Origin of the sequence: Candidatus Fonsibacter ubiquis, assembly GCF_002688585.1 — a bacterium.
Taxonomy (GTDB): domain Bacteria; phylum Pseudomonadota; class Alphaproteobacteria; order Pelagibacterales; family Pelagibacteraceae; genus Fontibacterium; species Fontibacterium commune.
Window position 1 is genome coordinate 683258 of record NZ_CP024034.1, and the last position, 26654, is coordinate 709911.

26 protein-coding genes and 1 tRNA gene are annotated in these 26654 nt (G+C 28.2%); 16 read left to right on the forward strand and 11 right to left on the reverse strand.

Annotated features, from left to right (window positions below):
• Positions 1–4: 4 nt before the first annotated feature.
• Positions 5–853: a glycosyltransferase gene (locus CR143_RS03820; protein ID WP_099340513.1), complete on the forward strand. Its 849-nt coding sequence runs from the start codon at positions 5–7 to the stop codon at positions 851–853.
• Here CR143_RS03820 and CR143_RS03825 read toward each other — a convergent pair.
• Positions 839–1858 (reverse strand): NAD(P)/FAD-dependent oxidoreductase, encoded by a 1020-nt coding sequence (locus tag CR143_RS03825; RefSeq protein WP_099340514.1) that lies wholly within the window; start codon positions 1856–1858, stop codon positions 839–841. The two genes, CR143_RS03820 and CR143_RS03825, sit on opposite strands and share 15 nt — an antisense overlap.
• Position 1859: 1 nt before the next feature.
• The gene (locus CR143_RS03830) at positions 1860–2180 is read right to left on the reverse strand and encodes a 2Fe-2S iron-sulfur cluster-binding protein (protein WP_099340515.1); all 321 of its coding nucleotides are present in this window, start codon (positions 2178–2180) and stop codon (positions 1860–1862) included.
• A gap of 36 nt (positions 2181–2216) precedes the next feature.
• On the opposite strand from CR143_RS03830, the gene CR143_RS03835 reads away from it, so the two are divergent.
• Positions 2217–3218 carry an enolase C-terminal domain-like protein gene (locus tag CR143_RS03835; protein WP_099340516.1) on the forward strand — a complete coding sequence of 334 codons (1002 nt, stop codon included), beginning with the start codon at positions 2217–2219 and terminating at the stop codon, positions 3216–3218.
• 10 nt (positions 3219–3228) lie between these two features.
• Here CR143_RS03835 and CR143_RS03840 read toward each other — a convergent pair whose 3' ends face one another.
• Positions 3229–3930 (reverse strand): bacteriorhodopsin-like, encoded by a 702-nt coding sequence (locus CR143_RS03840; RefSeq protein ID WP_099340517.1) that lies wholly within the window; start codon positions 3928–3930, stop codon positions 3229–3231.
• Positions 3931–4074: 144 nt separating this feature from the next.
• Here CR143_RS03840 and crtI point away from each other — a divergent pair, with 144 nt between their 5' ends.
• From crtI to CR143_RS03865, 5 genes are all read left to right on the forward strand, one after another.
• Positions 4075–5550: a phytoene desaturase family protein gene (gene crtI / locus CR143_RS03845; RefSeq protein WP_099340518.1), complete on the forward strand. Its 1476-nt coding sequence runs from the start codon at positions 4075–4077 to the stop codon at positions 5548–5550.
• The gene (locus CR143_RS03850) at positions 5547–6380 is read left to right on the forward strand and encodes a phytoene/squalene synthase family protein (RefSeq protein ID WP_099340519.1); all 834 of its coding nucleotides are present in this window, start codon (positions 5547–5549) and stop codon (positions 6378–6380) included. The genes crtI and CR143_RS03850 overlap by 4 nt, the downstream gene beginning before the upstream one ends.
• A gap of 6 nt (positions 6381–6386) precedes the next feature.
• The gene (locus CR143_RS03855; RefSeq protein WP_099340520.1) at positions 6387–7517 is read left to right on the forward strand and encodes a lycopene cyclase family protein; all 1131 of its coding nucleotides are present in this window, start codon (positions 6387–6389) and stop codon (positions 7515–7517) included.
• Between the two features lie 16 nt (positions 7518–7533).
• Positions 7534–8448, forward strand: a complete 915-nt coding sequence (locus CR143_RS03860; RefSeq protein ID WP_204524588.1) for a Brp/Blh family beta-carotene 15,15'-dioxygenase — start codon at positions 7534–7536, stop codon at positions 8446–8448.
• A gap of 89 nt (positions 8449–8537) precedes the next feature.
• A complete protein-coding gene (locus CR143_RS03865) occupies positions 8538–10433 on the forward strand; it encodes a propionyl-CoA synthetase (protein ID WP_099340522.1) in 1896 nt (631 codons plus the stop codon).
• Here the strand turns inward: CR143_RS03865 and CR143_RS03870 are convergent.
• Entirely contained in the window at positions 10430–11743 is a 1314-nt protein-coding gene (locus CR143_RS03870; RefSeq protein ID WP_099340523.1) for a dihydroorotase, read from the reverse strand. The two genes, CR143_RS03865 and CR143_RS03870, sit on opposite strands and share 4 nt — an antisense overlap.
• Positions 11744–11782: 39 nt before the next feature.
• Here CR143_RS03870 and ygfZ point away from each other — a divergent pair, with 39 nt between their 5' ends.
• Positions 11783–12667, forward strand: a complete 885-nt coding sequence (gene ygfZ / locus CR143_RS03875; protein ID WP_099340524.1) for a CAF17-like 4Fe-4S cluster assembly/insertion protein YgfZ — start codon at positions 11783–11785, stop codon at positions 12665–12667.
• 5 nt (positions 12668–12672) lie between these two features.
• On the opposite strand, the gene CR143_RS03880 is transcribed toward ygfZ, so the two are convergent.
• Positions 12673–12758 (reverse strand) — tRNA-Leu (locus CR143_RS03880).
• An 82-nt stretch (positions 12759–12840) separates the two neighbouring features.
• Here CR143_RS03880 and nadA point away from each other — a divergent pair.
• The 3 genes from nadA to nadC are packed head-to-tail and all read left to right on the forward strand — an operon-like array spanning position 12841 to position 16304.
• Positions 12841–13857, forward strand: a complete 1017-nt coding sequence (gene nadA / locus CR143_RS03885) for a quinolinate synthase NadA (protein ID WP_099340525.1) — start codon at positions 12841–12843, stop codon at positions 13855–13857.
• A complete protein-coding gene (locus CR143_RS03890; RefSeq protein ID WP_099340526.1) occupies positions 13857–15452 on the forward strand; it encodes an L-aspartate oxidase in 1596 nt (531 codons plus the stop codon). Before nadA ends, CR143_RS03890 begins: the two co-directional genes overlap by 1 nt.
• A 3-nt stretch (positions 15453–15455) precedes the next feature.
• Positions 15456–16304, forward strand: coding sequence for a carboxylating nicotinate-nucleotide diphosphorylase (nadC, locus tag CR143_RS03895; RefSeq protein WP_099340527.1), 849 nt, complete (start codon positions 15456–15458; stop codon positions 16302–16304).
• Here the strand turns inward: nadC and CR143_RS03900 are convergent.
• Entirely contained in the window at positions 16297–17784 is a 1488-nt protein-coding gene (locus tag CR143_RS03900) for a DEAD/DEAH box helicase (protein ID WP_099340528.1), read from the reverse strand. The two genes, nadC and CR143_RS03900, sit on opposite strands and share 8 nt — an antisense overlap.
• Positions 17785–17999: 215 nt before the next feature.
• On the opposite strand from CR143_RS03900, the gene CR143_RS03905 reads away from it, so the two are divergent.
• Entirely contained in the window at positions 18000–18527 is a 528-nt protein-coding gene (locus CR143_RS03905) for a TIGR00645 family protein (RefSeq protein ID WP_099340529.1), read from the forward strand.
• Positions 18528–18545: 18 nt separating this feature from the next.
• Positions 18546–19700: an SGNH/GDSL hydrolase family protein gene (locus CR143_RS03910; RefSeq protein WP_099340530.1), complete on the forward strand. Its 1155-nt coding sequence runs from the start codon at positions 18546–18548 to the stop codon at positions 19698–19700.
• On the opposite strand, the gene CR143_RS03915 is transcribed toward CR143_RS03910, so the two are convergent.
• The 3 genes from CR143_RS03915 to CR143_RS03925 are packed head-to-tail and all read right to left on the reverse strand — an operon-like array spanning position 19701 to position 22085.
• Entirely contained in the window at positions 19701–21536 is a 1836-nt protein-coding gene (locus CR143_RS03915) for a carbamoyltransferase family protein (protein ID WP_099340531.1), read from the reverse strand. It lies immediately after the preceding gene.
• A gap of 7 nt (positions 21537–21543) precedes the next feature.
• A complete protein-coding gene (locus CR143_RS06370; protein ID WP_017969599.1) occupies positions 21544–21696 on the reverse strand; it encodes a DUF5989 family protein in 153 nt (50 codons plus the stop codon).
• A complete protein-coding gene (locus CR143_RS03925; RefSeq protein WP_099340532.1) occupies positions 21696–22085 on the reverse strand; it encodes an SxtJ family membrane protein in 390 nt (129 codons plus the stop codon). The genes CR143_RS06370 and CR143_RS03925 overlap by 1 nt, the downstream gene beginning before the upstream one ends.
• 139 nt (positions 22086–22224) lie before the next feature.
• On the opposite strand from CR143_RS03925, the gene CR143_RS03930 reads away from it, so the two are divergent.
• Positions 22225–22554: a hypothetical protein gene (locus tag CR143_RS03930; protein WP_099340533.1), complete on the forward strand. Its 330-nt coding sequence runs from the start codon at positions 22225–22227 to the stop codon at positions 22552–22554.
• Positions 22551–23009 (forward strand): MJ0042-type zinc finger domain-containing protein, encoded by a 459-nt coding sequence (locus CR143_RS03935; protein ID WP_099340534.1) that lies wholly within the window; start codon positions 22551–22553, stop codon positions 23007–23009. Before CR143_RS03930 ends, CR143_RS03935 begins: the two co-directional genes overlap by 4 nt.
• A gap of 221 nt (positions 23010–23230) precedes the next feature.
• On the opposite strand, the gene CR143_RS03940 is transcribed toward CR143_RS03935, so the two are convergent.
• Complete coding sequence (locus CR143_RS03940) at positions 23231–24439, reverse strand: MFS transporter (protein WP_099340535.1); 1209 nt, start codon at positions 24437–24439, stop codon at positions 23231–23233.
• Positions 24440–24485: 46 nt separating this feature from the next.
• On the opposite strand from CR143_RS03940, the gene CR143_RS03945 reads away from it, so the two are divergent.
• Positions 24486–25328, forward strand: a complete 843-nt coding sequence (locus CR143_RS03945) for a sulfite exporter TauE/SafE family protein (protein ID WP_099340536.1) — start codon at positions 24486–24488, stop codon at positions 25326–25328.
• Here the strand turns inward: CR143_RS03945 and CR143_RS03950 are convergent.
• Positions 25321–26574 (reverse strand): putative Na+/H+ antiporter, encoded by a 1254-nt coding sequence (locus CR143_RS03950; RefSeq protein ID WP_099340537.1) that lies wholly within the window; start codon positions 26572–26574, stop codon positions 25321–25323. The two genes, CR143_RS03945 and CR143_RS03950, sit on opposite strands and share 8 nt — an antisense overlap.
• Positions 26575–26654 lie beyond the last annotated feature (80 nt).

The window sequence follows — 26654 nt, forward strand, 5'->3', positions numbered from 1 at the left end:
ATAAATGAAAACTTATAAAATTCTAATCCCAGTTTTTAATGATTGGGATTCTCTTTTAAGTCTTTTAAATAAAATTCACATTTTAAAAATTGATAATCTTGCTCATATAAAAGTCTTAATAGTTGATGATTGTTCCACTGAAATATTAAATAAAAAAATTCAATTTAGTTCATTTCAAGATGTAGAAATTATAAAAAATTCTAAAAACATTGGACATGGCAAAAGTATTGCGCGTGGGATTAATTATTTAATTAATAAAAATGACTTTGATTACTTGATTGTTATGGATGGAGATGGTGAGGATAGACCTGAAGAGGTTAAAGAATTAATAATAAAATCTATAGAAATCCCCTCAAAAACAATAACTGCTGATCGTGTTAAGCGCTCTGAAAATATATTCTTTAAATTTTCTTATATTTTACACAAAACCTTAACTCTCATTTTAACCGGATACTCAATTCGATTTGGAAATTTTATGTGCATTCCTAAACAAGATTTAAACTTAATAGTTGGTAATAACGATCTTGCAGTGAGTTTTTCCGGAACTGTTGCAAAATTTTTTAAAAATAAAACCTTCATACCCTCGATTAGAGGAATTAGGTATCATGGACCAACTAAAATGAGTTTTTTAAAACTCATTAGACATTCTCTTCTAATCATCTCTATATTTAGAAAAGCGGCAGCTATTAGATTAGCAGTATTATTTTTAATATATTCAATCTTAGTATTTTATTTCTTAAAAGAGTTGTTTATCTTGTTAGTGTTGCCAGTAGCTTTAATAAGTATATTAACTATTTTTATTATTTTTTTTCTTTACCGAAAAAATTCCAATTTTAATCTACTTAATTCCTAAACGTTTATGGATCTGAGTAGATGATGTTGTGTATTGAAAAACGTAATTTTCATTTGGTCTTGATCTAGCAAAACACTCTCTTGCTGCCAAGGCACCTTCATGAAAGCCAGAAAGAATTAGTTTTAATTTACCTGGATAAGTACAAATATCTCCTATTGCAAAAATACCATCCTCATTAGTTTGAAAGTTTTTTGTATTAACTAAAATACATTTTTCTTCTAAATTTAATCCCCAGTTAGCAATAGGACCAAGTTCCATCTTAAGTCCAAAGAAAGCGATTACTGAATCTATATTTAAAACTTCTTTAGTTTCATTATTTTTTTGAATTTGAATATTATTTAATTTTAAATCACCATTAACATCCGTTAATTTATAAAAAGTTTTGATTTCAATTTTTCCTGTTTTTGCAATTTCTTTAATTTTGTTTAAGGTATGCGGAGCTCCTTTAAAATCTTCTCTTCTGTGAATTAAATAAATTTTTTTTGCTATATTTGACAATTCTAGAGTCCAATCTAATGCGGAGTCCCCTCCGCCAAATATTGCAATTATTTGATCTTTAAATTTAGATTTATCTTTAACAGAATAATAAAAACCTTTTCCTTCAAATTTTTCAGCATTTTTAATATCTACTTTTCTAGGCTCAAAAGATCCAACTCCACCAGCTATAATAATATTAGGTGTTTCGAAAATTTTATTTTCACTTGTAATTACTCTCCATAATTTATCATTTTTTTTTATTTCATTGACTCTTTGGTTAAGGTGAAATTCTGGCTTAAATGGTTTTATTTGATCAAGTAAATTTCTAATTAAAAGTTCTCCTGTGCAATTTGGAACTCCTGGAATATCATAAATAGGTTTATCGGGATAAAGCTCAATGCACTGTCCGCCTATTTTATCTAAATTATCAATCACATGAGTATTAAGTCCTAAAATGCCAAGTTCGAAAACAGAAAATAAACCAACAGGACCAGCTCCTATAATAACCGCATCAGTTTTGATTGTCATTTTAACTTTGTTTTTTTGGCATTCTAACTCTTATACCATCAATTTCATTTGAAATTATAATTTGGCAACTTAATCTACTTGATTTATCGGCATCTTGTACAAAATCTAACATATCTTTTTCTGCCTCTTCTGCTTCAGGAATTTTGTGCAAAAATTTTTCATCTACATAAACATGACATGTCGCACAGGCGCAGGATCCGCCGCAATCAGCATCGATTCCAGGAATAGAATTCTTTATAGCTCCTTCCATTATTGAAAATCCAAGTGGCATTTCAATTTGATGTTCTTTACCGTTGTGTTCTATATAAGTAATTTTTGGCATTAAATTAAAAACTTAAAGTTATATAACAGTGAATTTATGTTTTTAAAATTACAATTTGTTAAAAAAAAATTTTTTTTAAAAGATTCATTCCGAATATCAAGGGAAAATAAAAAAATTTTAAATCTAATAATAATAAAACTTACTGAAAACGATAAGTGTGGATTTGCTGAGTGTGTGCCATATAAAAGATATGGAGAAAGTCAAAAAAAGATATTTTCATATTTAACCAATAATCAAAGTAAAATTCTAAAATTAATAAGACATAATAAACTTGAAAAAATTAAATATTTATCCTTAAGAACGGCGCTAGAATTGGCCTTAAAGCATCTGAATATTAATAAAGAAAATAGATATTATTTAAAAAAAAAATACCCAACCTTCATTACTATTCCTATATTTAGTCAAAAAAAGATCAAAAAAATTATATACAAGTTTAAAAATGTTAATTTTATTAAAGTTAAAGTTAATAAAAAAAACATTTTAAAAACTATTAAATTTATTAATAAAAATTGTCCTAAATCAAAAATTATAATTGATGCCAATGAGGGCTTAAATTTCAATTTATTAAAAAAGATTATTAAAAATTTAGAAATATTAAATGTAATTATTATAGAGCAACCATTTAAATATGGATTAGACTATAAGCTGAAGTATATAAAAACTAAAATACTATTCTGTGCTGATGAATCTTTTCATTTAAATAATAAAAACAAAGTTCTAAAATACTATCAATTAATAAATATTAAATTAGATAAATTTGGCGGCTTAAATAAAAGTCTTAACATCATCAAATTTTTAAGAAAAAAAAATAAAAAAATACTTCTTGGCTGTATGGTTAGTTCCTCGTTATCAATTGTGCCTGCATTAACAATTGCTAAATATTGCACTTTTCTTGATTTAGATGGTCCTTATTTTTTAAAAAATGATTTTATAAATGGAGTTTCTTACAAAAATGGTAACTTAATGTTAAATAAAAATTTTATTTGGCTAAATAAAAAAGGCCCCGAAGAAAGTCTTCAGGGCCTTTTTAAAAATTAATCTTAATTAATTACTTAGATCCTGCTGGTGTTAAACTTGCAGCAGTTTTATAAATAACTAAACCGAATAATATTTTATTAATAAAATCAGCTAAGTTATAAATAAGATTTAATGTAACTTCATTTGCTGATCCAGTCATATATCCAAATAGATAACCTAATGGATAAACTGACCAACCAATTGTTACAATCCATTTGCAAAATTCGAAACATTCTTTTGCAGGACCAGATAATCTAGCTGCTTCTCTACCAGCTTCGCCTGAGAAAACTTCATATAAAATGAAGATCCAACCAGCCATACCGATAATAAAACCAGCATTAATATTCATATATCCAGCTTCACCTAGATAACCACCAATTAACATAACTAGTGTTCCAAGTAATAATCGCCAGAAAATGCCTGTTGAAACTTTTTTAACAGCTGAAAGAATAAAATAGAATTCAACCATTAATAAAGGAACAGTTAATAGCCAATCAATATATCTAAATACTGTTGGTGATGTTCCTGTGCTTACCCAAACTTCTCTCATGTACATGTAGTGTACAAAAGCAATACCAGTTACTAATCCTGATAAAGTAATTGAAGTTCTCCAAGAAGCTTTTACAGAGTTTCTTTCGATAAAGAAAAAAACTGTAGTAGCTAGCAAGGCCATTGATATTAGCCAGAACGTAATTCCAGTTAAATCGCTGGATTGCAATAGTGTAGTTTTCATTTATTAATCCCCTATTGTTTATTTAAGTGAGAGAAAACTAAATGAATTTGATAATATTTGAAAGAAATTTAAATTTACAAAAAGTATTGATTTATAAGGATTTTTAATAAGTTACAACTTATGGTTAAATTCAAAAATTATTAGATGCCAGACAGCGCTGTTGTAATTGGTGCGGGTTTTGGAGGAATTGCCTCCGCAATAAGGTTAAGAGCGATGAATTATAACGTCACCTTGATCGAAAAAAATTCTGATTTAGGAGGTAGAGCTAGAACTTTTTATAAAAACGGCTACACTTTTGATGCTGGACCTACCGTTATCACCGCTCCTTATCTACTTGATGAATTATTTACTCTATTTAAAAAAGACATAAAAGATTATGTAAAAATTATTCCATTAAAAATTTGGTACCAGTTTATATTTAGCGATTTATCAAAGTTTAATTACACTGGAAATCATAATGAAAATTTAAAAGAAATTTCTAAATTTAATACAAATGATATTCAAGGATTTGAGGAATTATTAAAATTTTCAGAAAGAATATTTAATAAAGGCTATTTAGAATTATCAGACACACCTTTTTCAAAACTTTCTTTCATGCTAAAGCAAATTCCTTCTTTATTATTACTTAAAAGTTATCTGTCTGTTTTTAAATTAGTGTCTAGATTTCTAAAGAATGAAAAATTAAGAAAAATTTTTAGTGTTCATCCACTTTTAGTTGGGGGAAACCCATTTTCTACAACCTCAATTTACACTTTAATTTTATTTTTAGAAAAAAAATGGGGAGTGCATTATGCATTAGGTGGTACTGGAAAAATTATTTCATCATTAGAAAAACTTATGAATGAAATTGGAATTAAAATTATAAAAAATGATGAAGTTATAAAAATTACTACAGAAAAAGAAAGAGTTACAGGTATAATAACTAAAAATAATAAAATTATTAATTCAAAAATTATCATTTGTAATGCGGACCCCCCCTTTGTTTATAAAAATTTGTTAGATGAAAAACAGCATAATTTTTTATTTAAAACTAAAGTAAAACGTATGAACTATTCTATGGGTTTATTTGTTTACTATTTTGGATCTAAAAAAAAATATCACAACGTAGAGCATCATAGTATCTATTTCGGAGATACTTATAAAGAATTGTTAGATCAAATATTTAATAAAAAAATACTAAATGATGACATAAGTTATTACCTTCACCGACCTACGGCAACTGATCCAACCATGGCCCCGCCTGATAGAGATTGTTTTTATGTTTTAGTGCCTGTGCCCAATAATTTATCTAATATAAAATGGAGTGAAGAGGGTGAGCGATTTAAAAAAGTAATTATTAAAAAATTAAGCTCTACTTTATTGCCTGAAATAGAAAAATTTATTGAAGAAGACTTCTATATAACTCCTGATTATTTCGAAACAGAACTTAAGACACTTTATGGATCAGGTTTTTCAATTCAGCCAAAATTCACACAATCTGCGTATTTTAGATTTCATAATGAATCTGAGATTTACAAAGGCTTATACTTTGCTGGTGCTGGAACTCACCCGGGAGCTGGGATTCCTGGAGTTTTATCATCAGCTAAAATTTTAGATAAAATTGTTCCTAAAGTTCAATGAAAATAGAGAATTATATTCGATTTTATGGAAAATCTTTTTATTGGGCTGGTAAATTTTTAGAAAAAGAAGTTTTTGAAGATTGTTCAACCCTTTATGCTTTTTGCAGAGTTATAGATAATTTAGTTGATAAAAAATCAAATTCAAAGACAAATGTAAAAAAGTTTATAAAAGACTACCAAAGTCAAAATTCTAAAATTCAAGTTAATAAAGAATTCAAAAAAATTGAGACGAAGTATCAAATTCCAAAAAAATATATTAACGACTTATTTTATGGAATAAATTTGGACACAAAAACTGTCAAAATAAAATCAACAAAAGAAATTATTAAATATTCCTATTATGTAGCTGGAACAGTTGGAGCAATGATGTCTTATATTTTTCAAACTTCAAAACCCCAAGCCATAAAACATGCAATAAATCTTGGAATAGCAATGCAGCTTACAAATATTTCAAGGGACGTATTAAAAGATGCTTATTTAAATAGAATTTATCTGCCTAAAAATATGTTAAATGAGGAAATTACAGCTAAAGATATTATAAAAAAAAAATTTAATAAAAAACATTTATTCTTAGTAATTAAAAAAATAATATTTTTATCAGAAAAATATTATGATAGCGGAAATATCGGAATTAAATATCTTCCAAAGAAAGTTAAATTTCCAATTTTTTTAGCAAGCTCATTATACAGAGGTATTGGAAAAAAAATTTTTAGTTCAAGTTACAATAGATACTTTTTAGATAGAACTTATTTAAATTTCATGGAAAAAATTATTATAACTTTTAAGTCATTTTATTTTTTCTTTATTGTTAATAATGGTTACAAAAATTAAAATATAATGAAAAAATTTAATTATATTATAGTTGGCGCTGGCTGCTCAGGTCTTTCTCTAGCTTATGAGATGAATGTTAAAAATCTTTTTAATGATAAAACATGCGCTATAATTGATAAAAGAAAGGAATTTAACAGAGATAAAATATGGTCATACTGGAATATTTACGAACATTCTTTTTATGATTGTTTAATAAATAAATGGGATAAGTTTTGTGTAAAAAAAAATCAAAATGAGATAATTTTAGATTGTGAAAATTTTCAATATCAATCAATTGATAGTCAAAAGTTTTATAAAAAAATTTTAGACAATTTAAATTCAAATAAAAATATAAAATTAATCTTAAATAAGTCTGTCGATAAAATTTATGAAAATAAAGATGAAGCAATTGTACAATGTAGTGATGAAATCTTTAGGACAGATATAATATTTAACAGCTCATTGGATAATAAGACGACTAAAGAAAGTGAGCTTTTTCAACACTTCTACGGCTGTGAAGTTGTTTTTGATGAAAATGTAAATTTACCAGAATATCCAATTATAATGGATTTTAACTGTAACCAAGATAGTTGGGTTCATTTTTTTTACACATTGCCGATGGGTAAAAATAAAATTTTTATTGAAAACACATGGATATCAAATGAAAAAAGCTTTGCATTTGAACGATATATCGCTGAAATAAATTATTATATTCAAAATAATCTTAATTATAAAAAAAAATACAAAACTAATTACTCAGAAATAGGATCAATTCCTATGTTTCATTTCAAAAACAATATGAAATATAAAAAAATAATTAATATTGGTACTGCTGGTAACCTCACGCGCAAAAGTACTGGATATACTTTTTTAAATATTCAAAAATCAGTAAAACAAATAGTTATTAATATTTCAAAGAAACAGAGTATAAAAGAATCAAGTGTAAGTTTAAAATATAACTACCTTGATAATATATTCATAAAAGTTCTCTTAGAAAAAAAAGGAAGTATGTATGAAGTTTTTTTTGACCTTTTTAAAAAAAATAAGACAAAGGATATCGTGAAGTTTTTATCAAATACAAGTAATTGGTTTGAGGATTTAAGGATAATTCTATCAATGCCTAAGTTAATTTTTATTAAAAAATTATTAAATTTATAATTACATGTGTAAAGTTGTGAAAAAATATTTTGTTAATATAAATTATTTTTTTGTTGCCTTGGTAATATTTTTGCTACTAATTCAAAGTAAAGTCGATTTAACCATAACAACTAAATATATCATTTGTTTTTTTTTAATTGCGACAATTGGAATTTCACACGGGGCTTATGATGGTCATAAAGGGCTAGTGTTTCTAAAAGAAAAAATTAATTTTCCAAAATTATTATTTTATTTTACCTATATAAGTCTTGTTTTATTTGTTTTCTTTTTTTGGTATTTAAATCCAAAAATCTCTTTAATTGTTTTCTTAATTTTATCTTCCTTTCATTTTGGCAAAGAAGATTTGGAAATTTACATAACTAAGATATTTAGATTTAGAGTCTTTATCTTTTTTTTAAAAGGGTCACTAATTATCTTATTACCGCTCTATTTTAAATATGATGAAACAAATGAAATTTTTAATAGTATACTTTTTTTACAATCTTCAACTTTGATTCCAAGTATCTTTGTAAAATTACTTCTACCTTTAAATTTGTTACTTCAGTTTTTTTTTTATATTTATATTTTGATAAAAAGAAATATTTTATATAAAGATTTTTTAATTATTTTTTCTGAGATTTTTTTAATAATAATTATTTTTTATTTATTTAGTATTATAACTGCATTTACACTTTACTTTTGTTTTATACATTCACTTAAAAATATAATTGCAATTTCAAACGAACTAAACTCCAATATTTACCTTGGATTTAGAAGTTTTTTATTAAAATCTTTGCCCATAACTATCACCACATTTTTATTATTATTTCTAAGTTTATTTGTGCTTACAAGTATTGAGCCATTAGAAGAAGTAATTCAAAAAACTATATTTATAGGACTTGCGTCTTTAACTTTGCCTCACATTGTTCTTCATTATTTTATAGATAGATAATTAGCATTTTTTAATTATTTTTAGGAAATTAACTATTGTCTTTTTTTTTGTTTAGTATTTAATTTACTATCATAATAGGGGGTCAAAAATTGATCAGTCGTTACGAAAACTTATATAAAGCTTCCCTTGAAAATACAGAAAAATTTTGGGATGAGGCTGCTAAAGATGTTAAATGGTTTAAGCCATATAAAAAAATTTTAGATCGATCTAACCCACCCTTTTATCGATGGTTTCCTGATGGAGTAATTAATTCCTGCTATAATGCGATTGATAGACATGTTGAAGAAGGAAATGGATCACGAACTGCTATTCTATACGACAGTCCAGTAACTTCTAAAAAAAAATCATTTAATTATTTAGAAGCAAAAAAAATAATTTCTACTTTTGCAGGCGCACTTAAAAATTTCGGAATAAATAAAGGCGATAGAATAATAATTTACATGCCAATGATCCCTGAGGCTGTTTTTGCAATGCTTGCATGCGCAAGAATTGGTGCAGTCCATTCAGTTGTGTTTGGAGGATTTGCTGCAAATGAACTTGCGGCAAGAATAAATGATTCTGAAGCTAAACTAATAATTTCTGCATCTTGTGGCTTTGAGCCGGGAAGAACGATTCAATACAAACCTCTTTTAGATGAGGCAATTAAACTTGCTAAAATTAAACCAAAAAAATGCATCATATTTCAAAGGGAAAATAATTTTGTAGAGTTGGGAGCAAATGATATCAGTTGGAGCGAATTTATTAAAAATTCCAACGAGGCTGACTGTGAGCCTATGAATTCAAATGATCCTGCCTATATACTTTATACCTCTGGAACAACTGGAACACCAAAAGGTATCGTAAGAGATACGGGCGGTCACATCGTAGCATTAAAATGGTCTATGAAAAATATTTATAATATTAATCCTGGAGATGTCTGGTGGTCAGCGAGTGATATTGGTTGGGTTGTTGGACATTCTTATATAGTTTACGCTCCATTATTTCATGGATGCACAACAATAATTTACGAAGGAAAACCTGTTGGAACTCCTGATGCTGGATCTTTCTGGAGAGTAATATCTGAACACAAGGTTAAAACATTATTTACTGCTCCAACCGCTTTTAGAGCTATTAAAAAAGAAGACCCTGAGGGAAAATTTTTTAAAAAATACGATTTATCTAATTTTGAAAGTCTGTTTTTAGCTGGAGAAAGAGCGGACCCAGATACGATTAAATGGGCAGAAAACCTACTAAAAAAACCTGTCATTGATCATTGGTGGCAGACTGAGACGGGCTGGGCCATTAGTTCAAACTTTGCAGGTCTTGGTTTATTTAAAACTAAATATGGCTCTGCTGGAAAAGCTGTCCCAGGATACAATATTCAAATCCTTAAACCAGATGGCACACAAGCAAAGACTTCTGAGATGGGAGATGTGGTTATAAAATTACCACTGCCACCAGGAACTTTTCCAACACTTTGGAACGCAGATAAAAGATATAAAGAAAACTACATGGATCCCTATCAAGGTTACTATAAAACCTATGATGCAGGGCATATTGATGAGGAAGGTTATATTTGGATAATGTCAAGAACCGATGACATTATTAATGTTGCAGGACATAGACTTTCGACGGGTTCAATGGAAGAAATTTTATCTGAAAATAATAGCGTTGCAGAGTGTGCAGTACTTGGAATTGCAGACAATTTAAAAGGTCAAATACCTCTTGGATTAATTGTTTTAAAATCTGGAGTTTCAAAAAAACCAGAGGAAATTACAAAAGAATGTATACAAATGGTTAGAAAAAAAATTGGACCGGTAGCTGCATTTAAAAATATAGTTATTGTGAGAAGACTTCCAAAAACAAGATCTGGAAAAATTTTAAGAGGAACTGTAAGTAAGATTGCAGATCAGGTTCCTTATAAAATGCCAGCAACTATTGATGATCCTGCTATTTTAGATGAAATCAAATCTTCCTTGATTACTGCTGGAATAATTAAAAATTAAAATTCTAAAGGCTTTCCAAATTTAGTATCAATAATTTTCTTATCCCAAGAAGCAATTTTGCCATTTACAATAGTTCCAACTGGAAATCCTCTCACTGTCTTATTGTGAAAAGGTGTCCATCCACATCTACTTGCAATCCAATCATTAGTAATTTTAAAATCTAAAGTCATATCAATTATAGTTAGATCTGCAAAATAACCCTCTTTGATTTCTCCTCTTTTTTTTATGTTAAAAATTTTACAAGGATTTATACTTAATAATTCGACTAATCTTTGGAATGAAAGTTTTTTATTACTTACATGATCTAACATGATTGGAAGCATAGTCTGAACACCTGTTAAACCAGATGGACTTTCAGGATAAGTTTTTTGCTTTTCTTTTAATGTATGCGGAGCATGATCTGATCCAAGAACATCGATAGTTCCATCTAATAAACGCTTCCATAAAATAATCTGATGATCTTTTGTTCTTATTGGAGGATTCATTTGTGCCAAGGTTCCAAGTTCTTCATAACAATCTGGTGCAAATAAGGTTAAGAACTGAGGAGTTGTTTCAACAGTTACATAATTTTTATTAGTTGATAAAAAATCTATCTCTTCTTTAGAGGACACATGTAAAATATGTATTCTTTTCTTATGTTTATTTGCAAAATTAACTACTTTTTTGGTAGACGTTAACGCAACTTCAGAATCTCGCCAAATAGGATGGGTTTTTACATTTCCTTTTTCTATTAAAATCTTTTTCTTTTGCAATAAATCATCATCTTCTGAATGTATTGAAACAACTCTTGGACTTATTCTAATAACTTCTTCTATAGCCTCGTCTTTTTTAACAAGTAATGTTCCAGTTGATGAACCAATAAACATTTTTATCCCACAGCATCCTTCTAAATCTGTAGTTTGTTTTATAAACTCAAAATTATTTTCTGTGGCTCCAAAATAAAATGCATAATTACAATACATTCTATTTTTTGCTCGATTTAGCTTATCTTGAAATCTTTCAAAATTATCAGTTGCTGGATTAGTATTTGGCATTTCAAAAACAGAAGTAATCCCTCCTAAAATTGCGGCTTTACTTCCACTTTCTAAATCTTCTTTGTCAGGATTACCGGGTTCTCTGAAATGAACCTGTGTATCTATAGCGCCTGGAATAATTGTAAGGTTTTTAGCTTCAAGAACTTTATTTCCACTCTCATTGATAGCCCCTATTTTAATAATTTGATTATCTTTAATTCCAATATCAGTTTGCGTAAGACTGTTATTTATAAAACAATTGCCGTTTTTTATAATTACATCATATATAATAGACATCTAAAAATTTAATACACCAAAGTAAACAAAGGTACAATAATGGAAACAAATAAAGCTTATATAACTTTAAAAGGTTTTATTAGCATCAAAGGAGAGGGTAGTATTGATTTTATTCAAAATATTATTTCTAATAATATTAAAAAAGTAACAGATAATAATTGTATATTTTCATCATTATTAACTCCGCAAGGAAAGTTTTTATTTGAATTTATGATTCTTAAAATAAATAATTATTTTTTGATCGAATGCAATACTGAATTAATAAAAGAATTATTTAATAAACTCTTAAATTATAAATTAAGATCTAAAGTTGAAATTCAAGTTGAAAATGATCTAATAAGTATCGATATCCCTTTTATAAAATTTGAAAATCTAAATATTAATAAATTTAATGTAATTAATTATAAAAATTATATAATTTTTGAAGATCCAAGAATAAAAAATACACTAGCAAGAGCAGTTGTAGAAAAATCTAAAATTAAAGAATTCTTAAATGATTTAAATATTGAATTATCAAATGAAAAATATCTATTAGAAAAAAAACTTTTTGATTTAGGAATTCCATCTAAAGATATTATAAAGTTACAAAATCAAATATTTTCTCTTGAAGCTAACTTTCTCGAATTAAATGGAATTGATCAAAAAAAAGGATGTTACATTGGTCAGGAAAATACTGCGCGAATGTATTTAAAAAATAAGGTTAATAAGAGATTATTCGCACTTCAAACTATTAGTGGAATAATTAAAGAAGGACAAAAAATAACACTGGATAATGAAGAGATTGGAAAGGTTTTAATTGATGATTTATTTCCTTTTGCATTAATCAAAATTAATAGAGACAATAAAAATTTAATAATTAATAAAGAGTTAAAGACCGATACTGCGATTATAAAAATTAACATTCCAAACTGGATGGTAATCTAATTTAATGGTGCGGTCAGAGAGACTTGAACTCTCAATGGATTACTCCACTTGGCCCTCAACCAAGCTTGTCTACCAATTCCAACATGACCGCAAATAGCGCTGTTTTAGCTAATTTAAATATTAATTTTACTATAATAAATTAGTCAATTATCATTAATCAATTATATGAATTTATGAGCATTCAACTAGAGTTTACTAAAGAAATTGAAAAAAATACCGCAGGTATTTATCAAAAAATAAAGTCAGTTGTGCCAGAAGTGGAATGGCCCCTGCACGCTCCTTATATTTATAAAATTAATGAACTTAAAAAAAATAAGAACGCTGTTATTTTAGCACATAATTATCAGACGCCAGAAATCTATTACGGAGTTGCTGATATTATTGGTGACTCTTTAACTTTGGCAATAGAAGCTGAAAAAACTAAAGCAGATATTATTATTATGGCAGGAGTTCATTTTATGGCAGAGACTGCAAAAATAATGTCTCCAAATAAAAAAGTTCTCATTCCAGATATTAATGCAGGATGCTCATTAGCAGAATCTATTACCGCAGAAGATGTTAGAAAATTAAAAAAAAAATACCCAGGCTTACCAGTAGTTACCTATGTTAATACTTCTGCTGAGGTTAAAGCTGAAACAGATGTCTGTTGTACTTCAGCTAATGGAGTAAAAGTTGTTGAGTCTTTAGGGGTAAAAGAGGTCATATTTTTACCGGATATTTATCTTGCAAAATATGTTGCCTCACAAACTAAAGTAAAAATTATTTCTTGGCATGGAAAATGTATGGTTCACGATCAGTTTACAGCTGAAGAATTAAATCAACTTAGAAAAAATTATCCTGATTTAATAATTGTTTCTCATCCAGAGTGCCCTCCTGATGTTATTCAATCTTCCGATTTTACAGGCTCAACTTCTGGAATGATACAATACGTGCGAAATAAAAAACCAAAAAATGTCTTTTTAGTTACAGAGTGTTCAATGAGTGACAACGTGCAGGTAGAAAATCCAACAACAAATTTTATTAGACCATGCAATTTGTGTCCTCATATGAAAAAAATACAACTGCCAAAAATCTATGATTGTTTAATCAATGAAACAAATGAAGTTTTAATTGATAAATCCATTTTAAAAAAAGCAAGAGTTCCAATTGAACGAATGATCAAAATTGGACGTCAATCTAGTCTTTCCTAATGGAAAGTTTGCATACAACGGATGTAATTGTGATTGGATCTGGGATTTCCGGACTAATGACTGCTATTTCTCTATATCCAAGAAAAGTTACTTTAATCTCAAAAAAAAAATTAGGTGAGGCATCCTCAAGTGCCTGGGCTCAAGGAGGAATTGCTGCGGCTATTGGAAATGATGATAGTCCTAAAATTCATTTCGAAGATACTATTAAAGCAAGTTCTGGTTTAAGTGATGAAAAAATTGTTAAAATTATAACTGATGAAGCTGCTTCTATTATTAAATTTCTAGAAGAAAAAGGAGTTGATTTTGATAAAGATCATCTTAAAAATTTTTTAATGTCACAAGAAGCTGCACATACTCGACGAAGAGTATTAAAAGTAAACGGCGATAGTTCAGGAAAAGAAATTATAAAAACGCTAATAAATAATATTCAAAAATTAGAAAATATTACCATTTTAGAAGATGTAACAATTGATGAAATTATTACGGAAAATAATAATGTTATTGGCTTAATCGGTCGTCATATTGGTAAAAATATAGTTGATAACTTTACATTTTTTAAAGCACCCAATGTTGTTCTTGCAACAGGAGGTCTTGGAAGTATTTATGAACATACAACAAATCCAAGGGATATCTATGGCGAAGGGATTGCAATGGCAGCACGCGCTGGGGCTATTCTTTCTGATATGGAATTTGTTCAATTTCATCCAACAGGAATGGATATTGGATTAGATCCTACCCCTTTATTAACTGAGGCCCTTAGAGGAGATGGAGCTAAATTGGTTGATGAGAATGATAATCAATTTATGAAATTAGTTCATCCAAGCGGAGATCTTGCTCCTCGAGATATTGTTGCTCGTGAACTACAAAAATTAAAAGATTTAGGACATTCAACATTTCTAGATTGTAGAAAGTTTTCAGAGAAGCAACTGCAAACATTATTCCCAAGTGCTTATAATTTTTTAAAAAAAGCTAATATTGATTTTACCAAAGAAAAAATCCCTGTAACTCCAGTAGCTCACTATCATATGGGCGGGGTTCTTGTGGATGAAAATGGAAAATCATCTATAAATGGTCTGTGGGCATGTGGCGAAGTTTCTTCGACTGGGGCGCATGGAGCAAATAGACTTGCCTCAAATTCTCTACTAGAAGCTTTTGTTTTTGGAAAAAGAATAGCTAACTCTATTAATTCTCAAGTACTGAATAACATTAAAGATGAAAATATTAATTTTAAAAAATATTTACCAAAAGAGAGAACATCATCAAGAATTAGAGCAAAAAAATATATATGGCAGCTTAGAAACATTATGAGTGATTTAGTGGGTGTTTATCGAAATGAGCAAAAACTTAAAAAAGCATTTATTGAGATCGATAGAATAGAAAGAGAAGCAAAAGATTTATCAGCAAAACTTAAAGATATGATTTTGGTATCAAGATTAATTACCTACTCAGCATACTTAAGAAAAGAAAGCAGAGGAGCTCACTTTAGAAGTGATTACCCAAAATCTGATAATAAATTTTTATTTAGAAAAAAAATTACTATAATAGAAATGCAAGATTTCTTAAATAAAAGAGAATATATAGAAAAAGTTGCTTAAATAATGTCAAAATCTAAACTTATCACTAGTGGGTATATCAAAAGTATTGTTGGAGCCTCGTTATTTGAAGATCAAGCACAAAAGGATATTACGACTGAACTTCTAGTAAATAAAAATTCTATAACCTCAGCAAAAATTGTAGCTAACGAAGATGGAATTATTGGTGGTTTAGATTTTGCAGAAGAATCTTTTAAACAAATTGATAAAAAAACAAAATTTAAAAAAAAAATTCAAGAAGGGTCTTCTATAAAAAAGGGAGAAATTATCGCTGAGATAAAGGGCTTAACAGGTTCTATTCTAAAATCAGAACGTACAGCAATAAATTTTTTAGGATTGATATCAGGTATAGCAACTAAAACTAATTATTATGTTAATCTAGTTAAAGAATATAAAACAAAAATTTGTTGTACTAGGAAGACTTTACCAACACTTAGAGTTATTCAAAAATATGCTGTCACACTCGGCGGAGGACTTAATAACAGGTTTAATTTATTTGATGAGATATTTATCAAAGATAATCATATCTCTGCCTCTCAAAACATATTTGATCTTGTCCAAAATGCTTTAAGATTAAACAGAAGTGGAAAGATTATAACGGTTGAAGTAGATAATTTAACCCAATTAGAAACAATCCAATCACTCAACTTTAATAGATTATTATTAGACAATATGAAACCAGATGAAATTAAAAAAGCTTTAAATATGATTGGTAATAAATATGAAACTGAGGCTTCTGGAAATATTACAGAAAAAAATATTATTGATTATGCAAAAACAGGAGTGAATAGAATTTCAATTGGTAGACTAACCCACAGTCCTCAAAATTTAGATATTTCTTTAAATTTTAATTAAAAGACTCTTTATTTTTATATTTTTTTCTATTACCTGCGTTAAAATTTCTAACTTTAAAATCTTTAGATTTTTTAGTAAAAAATTTTGGCTTTTCTCTATCACTTTTTCTTCTGTAATCTTTTTCATTACCTTCTTTTGATTTATTTTCTTTAAAACCTTCAATTTTTTGAGCTTTATAACCTTCTGAATTAATATTTGATTTAAATCTATTAAAAGGGTTATTTTCTCTAGATTTATCCACTGATTTATTTCCCCAATATCCCTCCGACGATCTACTGTTTTCAAAATTTGATCTACCTCCTCTATTTCTATCTCTTGCACCACCTCTTCTTTTATTTTTATAATCTCTTTGGAAGCCACCACCACTTCTACTTTTAGAAAAATTTTCTTTCTTTTTAGTTGGATCTAATAATCGCTCGATAGCATTCCATTTTTCTCTGTCATTGCTAGTAATAAAAGATAAAGAAGAACCCTCTGCTCCTGCTCTGGCCGTTCTACCCATGCGGTGAATATAATCTTCAGCAACTTGCGGGAGATCGTAATTAATAACATGTTCAATGTGAGGAACATCAAGTCCTCTTGCAGCAATATCTGTTGCAACAAGTATAGTAAATTTCTTATTTCTAAAAGTACTCATCACGGTAGTTCTTTTGCTTTGTCTTAGATTTCCATGCAAAGCGTCTGCTTTAAATTTTTCTTTACATAATTTAGCGGCTAAATTTTTTGAATTATGTTTTGTTTTTACAAATACCAAAACTGAACCTGTTCTTTGTTGTAATTGCTTAATTAGTTCGTTATATTTTTGCTCTTGCTGAATATGAACAACTTCTTGCTTAATTTTTATTGATAATACATTTGTTGGTCCCATTGAAACTCTTTCTGGGTTTTTTAAATATTTAGAGGACATTCTAACAATCTCATCAGGGAGTGTTGCTGAAAACAATAATGTTTGTTTTTTTAACGGTAGGTGTTTTAAAATTCTATCGATTTGAACTCCAAAACCCATATCGAGCATACGATCTGTTTCGTCTAAAACTAAAAAACCAGTGTCTGATAATTTTAAGGATTTTCTATCTAAATGGTCATTAATTCTTCCTGGAGTTCCAACAATAATTCTTGGACGTGATTTAAGTTGACCTAATTGTTTGTACATTGACTCTCCACCTATCAAGCATGCAGCTTTGATTGGGTTATTTTTGCCAAGTAGTTGAATAATTACTGCGATAACTTGATTTGCAAGTTCACGTGTTGGAGTTAAAACTAAAGCTGAGCCATGCTTTGATCTACTTAATAATTCAACTAACGGAATACTAAAAGCTGCAGTTTTTCCAGTTCCAGTTTGCGCTGAACCTAAAATATCTCTTCCCTCTAGGGCTATCGGTATAGAGCTTATTTGGATTGGGGTAGGTGTTGTAAAATTCATTCTTACCAAAGAATTCTTTAAATTTTGGGAAAGGCTAAAGCCTTCAAAGTTAATCATTTAATTTTTGGGAAATTTATAAGTAAAGATTTAATAAAATTGTTTAATGTAAAGCGTAATCTTTATCAGTTATAAATTTTATTTAAAGCTTAATTGGAAGAGTAATTAAGTCTTTTATCATAGTAATAATTTGCTCAAATAGACAATATGATTAAACAAATTTGAAATAAAACTTTAGTTTTAGAAAAAAATTTTATAGAAGATACCTCACTAATATGAAAAAAATCGAAATATTGTTAGAAAAAACAATCTTTGCATCACGTTGGATTTTAGCGCCCTTTTATCTCGGTCTTTCATTAAGTCTTTTAGTTTTGTTATACGAATTTGGTAGAGAAATAATTCACTTTTTTAAAATTATTCACGAAACCGATATAGCTGGTGTTTTACTTTTTATACTAAGCCTTGTTGATATTTCCTTAGCAGCTAATTTATTAATTATTGTTATTTTTTCAGGATATGAAAATTTTGTATCTAAAATTCATATTAAAGATCATGAGGATAAACCTGAATGGATGGGGCATGTAGATTTTACAGACTTAAAGATTAAATTAATTTCTTCAATCGTTGCTATTTCAGGAATTCATTTACTCAAAATATTTATGAATTTGGACAAATATTCAAAGGATACTATTATCTTATACGTTGTTGTTCATTTGACGTTTGTTATCAGCGGAGTACTTTTGGCACTTATGGATTATATTATGAATAGAAGCGTGAGCAAACATTTAAAGTCTAAAAAGTAGCTCATATATAATCAATAAATGTATATAAAAAATATTTTTAATTTTTTTTTAAAATTTTTACTTATAATTTTTATAAGTTTAATTTTATTTCTCACTATTGATTATTTATATGGTAAAACTTTTGTTGATAAATATATTGAAAGTATCAAAGACAACCCGATTTATCATAAAAAACAAAGAATAAGACATTCATATTATCATCACACTCTTGCGCCTAATATCGACTATAAAAAAACAGGATGGGGTCCAAAAACTTACAGATTATGTACAGATGAGTGGGGTTTAAAATATAAATGCGGAACTAAATCTAAAAAAAGCTATACACTTGCTATTATTGGTGACTCATTTGTCGAAGGTCTTGGCATACCTTATGAAGAAACTTTTGCAGGTATAATTAATTTTAAAACTACCCCTGAAATTGCAAATTTAGGAGTTTCTTCTTACTCTCCTAAAATATATTATTCAAAATTAAAATATTTTATTGAACAAGGTTTTAAATTCAAACATGTAATAATTTTTGTTGATGTTTCTGATCTCATTGACGATATAAACTCATATAAATTATATCCTGATGGAAAAGTTCGAGATAAAAGATTGGGAAAAAGGATTGAATGGTTCATAAATGCATATTTTCCAATGCTAGATCAATTAATTTTTAGACTGTCAAAAAGTAATAGATATCGAACAGGTGAGACAATTTTTACTCCTACTAAAATTTATAGCGATTCAAAACAAATCGGAGATGATGATTTAAAAAATGTCTATGATAAAAAAATGAATTTACGATCTGCATGGACATATTCAAAAGAAAAAAAAATCAAAGGATACGATTATGGAATTGATCAAGGGATAGAAGAACAGCTAAGAACTATGGACATGATTTATGATTATTTAGCTGACAGAAAAATAAAGCTTTCTGTTGCGGTATATCCATGGCCACAAACGATCTTATATGATGTTCCCTATAATAAGCATGTTAAAATTTGGGAAGAATTTTGCAAAAGAAGATGTGCTAACTTTATAAATCATTACCCTTTATTCATGAACGAAAAAGATGATGAACAAAAGAAATATACAATTATTAGAAAATATTATCAATTAGGTGATATTCATTTTAACGCTGAAGGAAATAAAGCTATTGCTGAAGACTTTATGAAAAAGTTTAAGTTTTAATTAATCTAGCTCGTATTTATTCTTATAATCCTTAATTAAATCTCTGTCTTGATCATTTTTATATAAAATAAAGTTATTACAAACTAAAACATCTAAATCTGTTCCCATAAAACAATTAAAGGCATCAGTAGCAGTACAGACGATCGGCTCTCCCCTAACATTAAAAGAAGTATTAACTAAAATTGGATATTTTGTAATTTTTTCAAATTCTTCTATTAATTTGTAAAATATGGGATTGGTTTCTTTGTGAACTGTTTGAATTCTAGCTGAATAATCGACGTGAGTTACTGATGGAATGCTAGATCTTTTTACATTTAATTTATCGATACCAAATAAATTCTTTTGTTCATTTGTCATTTCAAGTTGTTTTGATTTTTTAACATCAGCCACTAATAACATATAAGGACTTTCTGAATTTATCTCAAACCACTCTGAAACTTTTTCAAATAAAACAGCTGGAGCAAAAGGACGAAAGCTTTCTCTATATTTAACTTTTAGATTTAAATTTTTTTGCATATTCTCAGATCTTGGATCTGCAATAATAGATCTGTTACCTAAAGATCTAGGACCAAATTCCATCCTGCCTTGGAACCAGCCAACGGCTTTTTCTTCGGATAGCGCCTTTGCTGTATCATTTATAATTTGATCTAGAGTTAACTTTTTGTAATTTGCACCACAACTTTTCAGTTCATTTTCAACTTGGTTCTCTGTAAATTGAGGTCCTAAATAAGATCCGTTCATTGAATCAGTTTTTAAAATCTGACGTTTATTATTTAGTTCTTGATAATAAAACGCTTGAGCCGCTCCTAGTGCTCCTCCAGCATCGCCTGATGCAGGCTGAATCCAAATATTCTTAAATAAACTTTCTTTTAAAATTTTACCATTTGCAACACAGTTTAAGGCCACACCTCCAGCCATACATAAATTTTCTAATTTATATTCTTTTGATAAAAATCTTGTAATTTTTAAAACAATCTCCTCTGTTGCGGCTTGAATTGAAGCTGCTATATCCATATGAACTTGGGATAAATTGTTTTCTGGTTCACGTCTTTCTATTTTAAATAATTTTGCAAACTTACTATTAGTCATTGTCAGACCTGTTGCATAATTAAAATAATCCATATTTAGTCTAAAAGAGCCGTCTTCTTTAACATCGATCAATTTGTCTAAAATAATATCTTTGAATTTAGGTACTCCATAAGGAGCAAGTCCCATCACTTTGTACTCTCCGCTGTTAACTTTAAATCCTAAAAAATAAGTAAAAGCTGAATACAAAAGACCCAAAGAATGAGGAAAGTGTATTTCCTTTAAAATACTGATTTTATTATTTTTTCCTAAAGATATAGTCGTTGTTGCCCACTCACCTACTCCATCTAATGTTAAGATAATTGCCTCGTCATAAGGACTTGAAAAAAAAGCACTTGCTGCATGGCTCAAGTGATGTTCTGAAAAGTTTATTTTTTTAATATCATTAAAATTACTATCTTGTTCTTTTAACGCATCAAAAAGCATTTTCTTTTGAAACAACTTTTCACTAAGCCACAATGGCATAGATTTAGAAAAGGATTTAAATCCACTTGGAGAAAAACCAACATAAGTTTCAAGTAATCTTTCAAATTTTAAAAAAGGCTTTTCATAAAATACCACATGATCAACTTCACTTAATTTTAAACCAGCTTCTTTTAGGACGTAATTGATTGCATGTTTTGGATAACTCGCGTCATGTTTTTTTCTTGTAAATCTTTCTTCTTGTGCTGCTGCAATAATTTTACCATCTACAATAATTGCTGCAGCACTATCATGATAAAATGCTGAAATTCCAAGAACGGAAGTCACTTAAAAATTAAAATATAGTATAAATAAATGGAGCGACTGCTGTACCCTGACTAAGCACGATTAATGCTCCAAATAAAACAAGAACAATAAGAATTGGAAGAAGCCAGTACTTCTTTCTAACTTTTAAAAAATCCCAAAACTCTTTTAAAAATTCAATCATTAAAATTGTTTCTTCATACTTTGAATTTTATCTTCTCTATTAATCCAATAGGAAGGAGCGCCCCTTTTTAAACCCATAACATCTTTTTTTAATATTCTAACAAGTATTCCTATAAGAGTTACTACAAAGAAAAAAACTAAACTCATTACAATGGGTGATATTATTTTTCCAAGTAACATTCCAAATTTGATCCACAATCTATTTAAAAATGTAAATAAATTTGGTCTAATAATGGTTATTATTAAAAATATTAAAGATAATATAAGAGACCAAATTCTAATAACTCCACCTGATTTTAACGGGTATAAGCCTATAATAAGAAAGAAAATTAAAAATAATATTCCAAAAGTAATATTATCCTTAGGCTTAATATTAACTAAATTTTTCATGACTAATATTTTAACTTAAATATACTAAAAATAGTAAAAAATAATCTTCAAACACAAATCTTATAGCTAATTATCTTCAAATAATAACAATTCAATAAAAGATTCTTGAAGATTAATGAGATTTAATTACAGTATATTTATGAAGCAAGATTACTCAGTAAATGACATCTTAAATGCAGTAGATGATATTTTAAAAGCTAAACCTACCCAACAATCAAGTAAAAAAATTGCAAACGAAATTCCTGTAAAAGATATTTTAAGTGCTGTTGATAATATTTTAAAGGTTAAACCTATTCAAGAACCAGTAAAAAAAATTATAAAAGAAATTGCTATCAAAAAAGATGATGTAAAAAAAATAATAAATAATCAAAGTCAAAAAAAAGAAAATGAAATGAAAAAAAAATATGATTTATTAATAGTAAACAATGCTAAAGATATTTTGATATTAAACCGTATTATTTTTAAATGATTGTTGAGTGCGCTTGTAAAAAATATAAGTTTGCAGTTAAAGCTGAAGAAATTGGAATCAATGGTCGAGTAGTTCAGTGTGGGGTTTGTGATCAAAAGTGGTTTCAAGAACCAGCCAGTTCAGAAGAATTTAAAGTTTTAAAAGAAATTCACATTAAAGAAGAGGAGGAAAAAAAAGAAAAAGCTAAAAATCAAAAACCAATAAAAGAAAAATCTGGAAAAAACTATGTTCCGATTAAATATGAAAATAAAAGTAAAATAAATTATACTAAAATCTTTTTAACAATTCTGATTATTTCTACAATTGGTATAACGATCAGCTTTGAAAATAGAGAATATATACTCAGTAAAAATCCTGAACTTGCTGATTTTTTTAGTCTTTTAGAAGAGTTTGTGGAATATTTAAAACAATATTATTTAGATATAATTGAGGCATTTACACCTAAACAAAAATAAAATTTTATGAGTTTAATTACTGGTTTAATACTTTTTATTGTTGGAATAATTGGAACTATTCTATTCTTTATATTTTTGTCTTGGGTTGAAAATAATAAAAAATAATTAAGAACAAAGTTTAGAAATTAAAAAATAAAGCTCCATTCCTTTTGTTTGATAAGAATAAGCAATCGCTAGAAGAAATAAAGCAAAACCTAACCATAAAAAAATTACTGATTTTTTCATACCGTTTGTCTTTCTAGTCTTGTGATTGTTTTTTCTTCAATTGGATAATTGATAATTGCACCAAATGCTCCAAGTACAATTGAAATATACCAAACAATGTCGTAAGAGCCTGTCACATCATAAACTTTACCCCCTAACCAACCTCCTAGAAAAGCTCCAATTTGATGAAATAGAAAAGCAATTCCATAAAGCATGCTCATATTTTTAACACCAAAAACTGTTGTGATTGTTCCTTGAGTAGGTGGAATTGTTGAAAGCCAAAGTATTCCCATTAAAGATGCAAATACATAAGCTGTTAAATTTGAGACAGGAAATAAAATAAAGATTAAAATAATAACTGCGCGAGAAGCATAAATAAAACTTAAGATTAAAGGTTTTCTAATTTTAGATCCTAAAAAACCTGCATAATAAGTTCCAAAAATATTAAATAATCCTATTAAAGCTAATACAATCGTTCCAATTTGAGGTGATAGACCTCTATCAATTAAGAATGCAGGAGCATGTGTCATAATAAAAAGAATATGAAAACCACATACAAAGAAACCAAAGCATAATAACCAGAAACCTTTATGGCTAAAGGCCTCCGTTAATATTTCTTTTAATGATAAATCTTGAACAGTTGTCTGTTGAATTGGTTTTTCAAACATAGGTACTGCAAGAACTAACATTATAAGTGTAAGTACAGATAAAATACCAAATGCTAAAGCTGGACCAAAGTTTTGCAATAATGCTAATGACGCGGGTAACATTATAAATTGTCCAAGTGATGCACTCGACATTGCAATTCCAATTGAAATACTTCTTTTCTCTAGCGTTACAGATCTACTAATAGCTCCAAAGATTGGAAATGTTACTCCTGATATTCCAATTCCTAAAATTCCTGATGCAATTATAAATCCTGTCTTAGTTGAAAGAAATCCCATCAAGAACAAACCTAAAGAATAAAGAATGCTGCCGATTAATACGACTATGCCCGCTCCTATTTTATCTGAAATTCTACCAGCAAAGGGTTGCCAAATTCCCCACATTAAATTTTGAAAAGCAAGACCCATTGCAAATACTTCTCTTCCCCACTGATTTTTTTCGCTTATCGGAATTAAAAAAATTCCAAAGGAGTGTCTAATACCAAATGCAAGTGCAAGTAGAATAGAACCTGCAATTAATATTAATATTGGTTTTCTAAATTTATCAAACGCTTGAAACATAATAAATTACTAATAACATCATTTAATAAAAAAATGCATTTAATTAATGAGTAACATAAAATTTCGTATCTTATTTGCTCTGCTATTTATTTCAGCAATTGCATTATTATCTTATCTTCGTGATATAGATCGAACGTCCTTCAATGGTAATTTATTTTTTTGGTGTTTATTTGTAGGAATAATTATTGCAGCAATTGATGGTAGTTTAGGTATGGCTTATGGTGTTGCTGGAACTGCTTTTTTATTGGGATATGGAATTTCACCCGTTAAAGCAGTTGCTTACATTCATATTGCAGAAATCTTCGTTTCAGGATCAACTGGATTAAGTCACTGGAAGGAAGGTAATGTTAATTATAAATTATTTAAAAAACTTTTAGTTCCTGGAATATTTGGTGCTTTAATAGGAGCGTTGATAATTAGTAAAGTTAAAATTCCATACTTATCAATGATTTTGAGTTTTTACTTATTATTTATGGGGATATTCCTGCTAATAAAAGCTTTTAGAAAAATTAAAGTTTATTTTAAACAAAAGAACTCCAGCATTATTCCACTTGCTGCTACGGGAGGGTTCATAGATGCAGCGGGCGGAGGTGGCTGGGGACCCGTAGTCACGACGACTTTACTTAGTAGTAAAATGGAACCAAGAAAAGTCATTGGAACAGTGAATGCTTCTGAATTTTTCATTAATTTAACATCAGCAATAGCCCTATTATTATTAATTAAAATTACTGACTGGGAAGCCCTTGCGGGTTTGATATTAGGTGGATTTTTAATTGCTCCTTTTACAGCAAAAGTTACAAGGAAAATAAGTATAAAATTGATGTTAATTATTATTGGACTATTAATAATTTTTCTTAGTTTAAGAAAAATATTCTTATTTTTTATATAAGTTTATAAAAAATTATTGCAACCACAGTTGGTGCCAAAGCTGCTAGGAATAAATATAGAGGGCTAACAACATTATTTTCAAAATTTTTACTTAAAATGGAATAACCAGCAGGATTTGGAGCATTTGCAATAACAGTCAGTCCTCCTCCACTTATTGCCCCTGCTGCTAAAGCATATTTAAATTCATTAGACAGCCCATCAACAAGTGAGCCGAGATAGGTCAAGGCTGCATTATCAGTAATTGCGGTTAAGGCAGTTGCTGCATAATAAATTTGATTAGGACTTAGGGAAGTTAAAAAGGGTTGTAACCACCACTTTTGTAATCCACCTAAAATAACTAAACCTGCTAAGAATAAAGAAACTAAAAAGGACTCTTTTATAATAAGTTTATTTTGAAATTGATTATAGGAATTTGCAACTCCCAAAAAAATTATAAAAATTCCTAAAAAAATTATTAAATCATGATTAAAAATTATGACACCCAATAATAAAATAAAATGAACAACTAACACTAATGTAGGTACCGAATCTTCATTAAAAATTGAGTCTTTTAAACTAATTAATTCTTTTCTGAAAATAAAAGTTAAAATTAAACTATTTGTAAGAACAGCAGCAGCAGTACGCCAACCAAAGTTGGTTAACATAAATGCTAAATCCCAGTTCCATTTAGCTGCAACCATTAATATTGGAGGAGCTGCAAAAGGTGTCATTGCTCCACCTATGCTTACATTCACAAATAACGTTCCAATTATTGCATATTTAAATTTACTTGAAATATCTTTTGAATAAAAATGTTCTTTTAATATTAGCGCGGCTAAAGTCATTGCGGCAGGCTCCGTAATAAAAGAACCTAACAAAGGCACAAATGTCATAGTTACAAAGAAAAGACTTAAAGATTTATTAATTGGCAATAGTTTTGAAATCTGCCTTACACAAGTAAGTGAAAAATCTAAAATAGGCTTGCTTGCGGCTATAATCATTATTACAAAAACAAATAGCGGTTCTATGTAGCTTTGATTATTTAAATAATTTACGGTTTCAGCTTTGCCTGAAATTAATAAAAAAATTGTTATAAGAATTATTGCCCAAAAACCGAATACAACTTCTACCTCCCCCAGCATATGAAAAATATTTTCATGCCTTGGATATTTATGAGCTAATTTTTTAAAAAATTTTACTGAAAAAGTATGCAAAATAGCAATTGCAAATATTATAGAGGCAACTAATTGAATTAAACTTGCTGTCATTTATTAAGTGTTTATATAAATTTTTTTAAAAAAACTATCTTTTGTTTAATTTAAATTTTTTTAAATCTCATTTTAAGTTA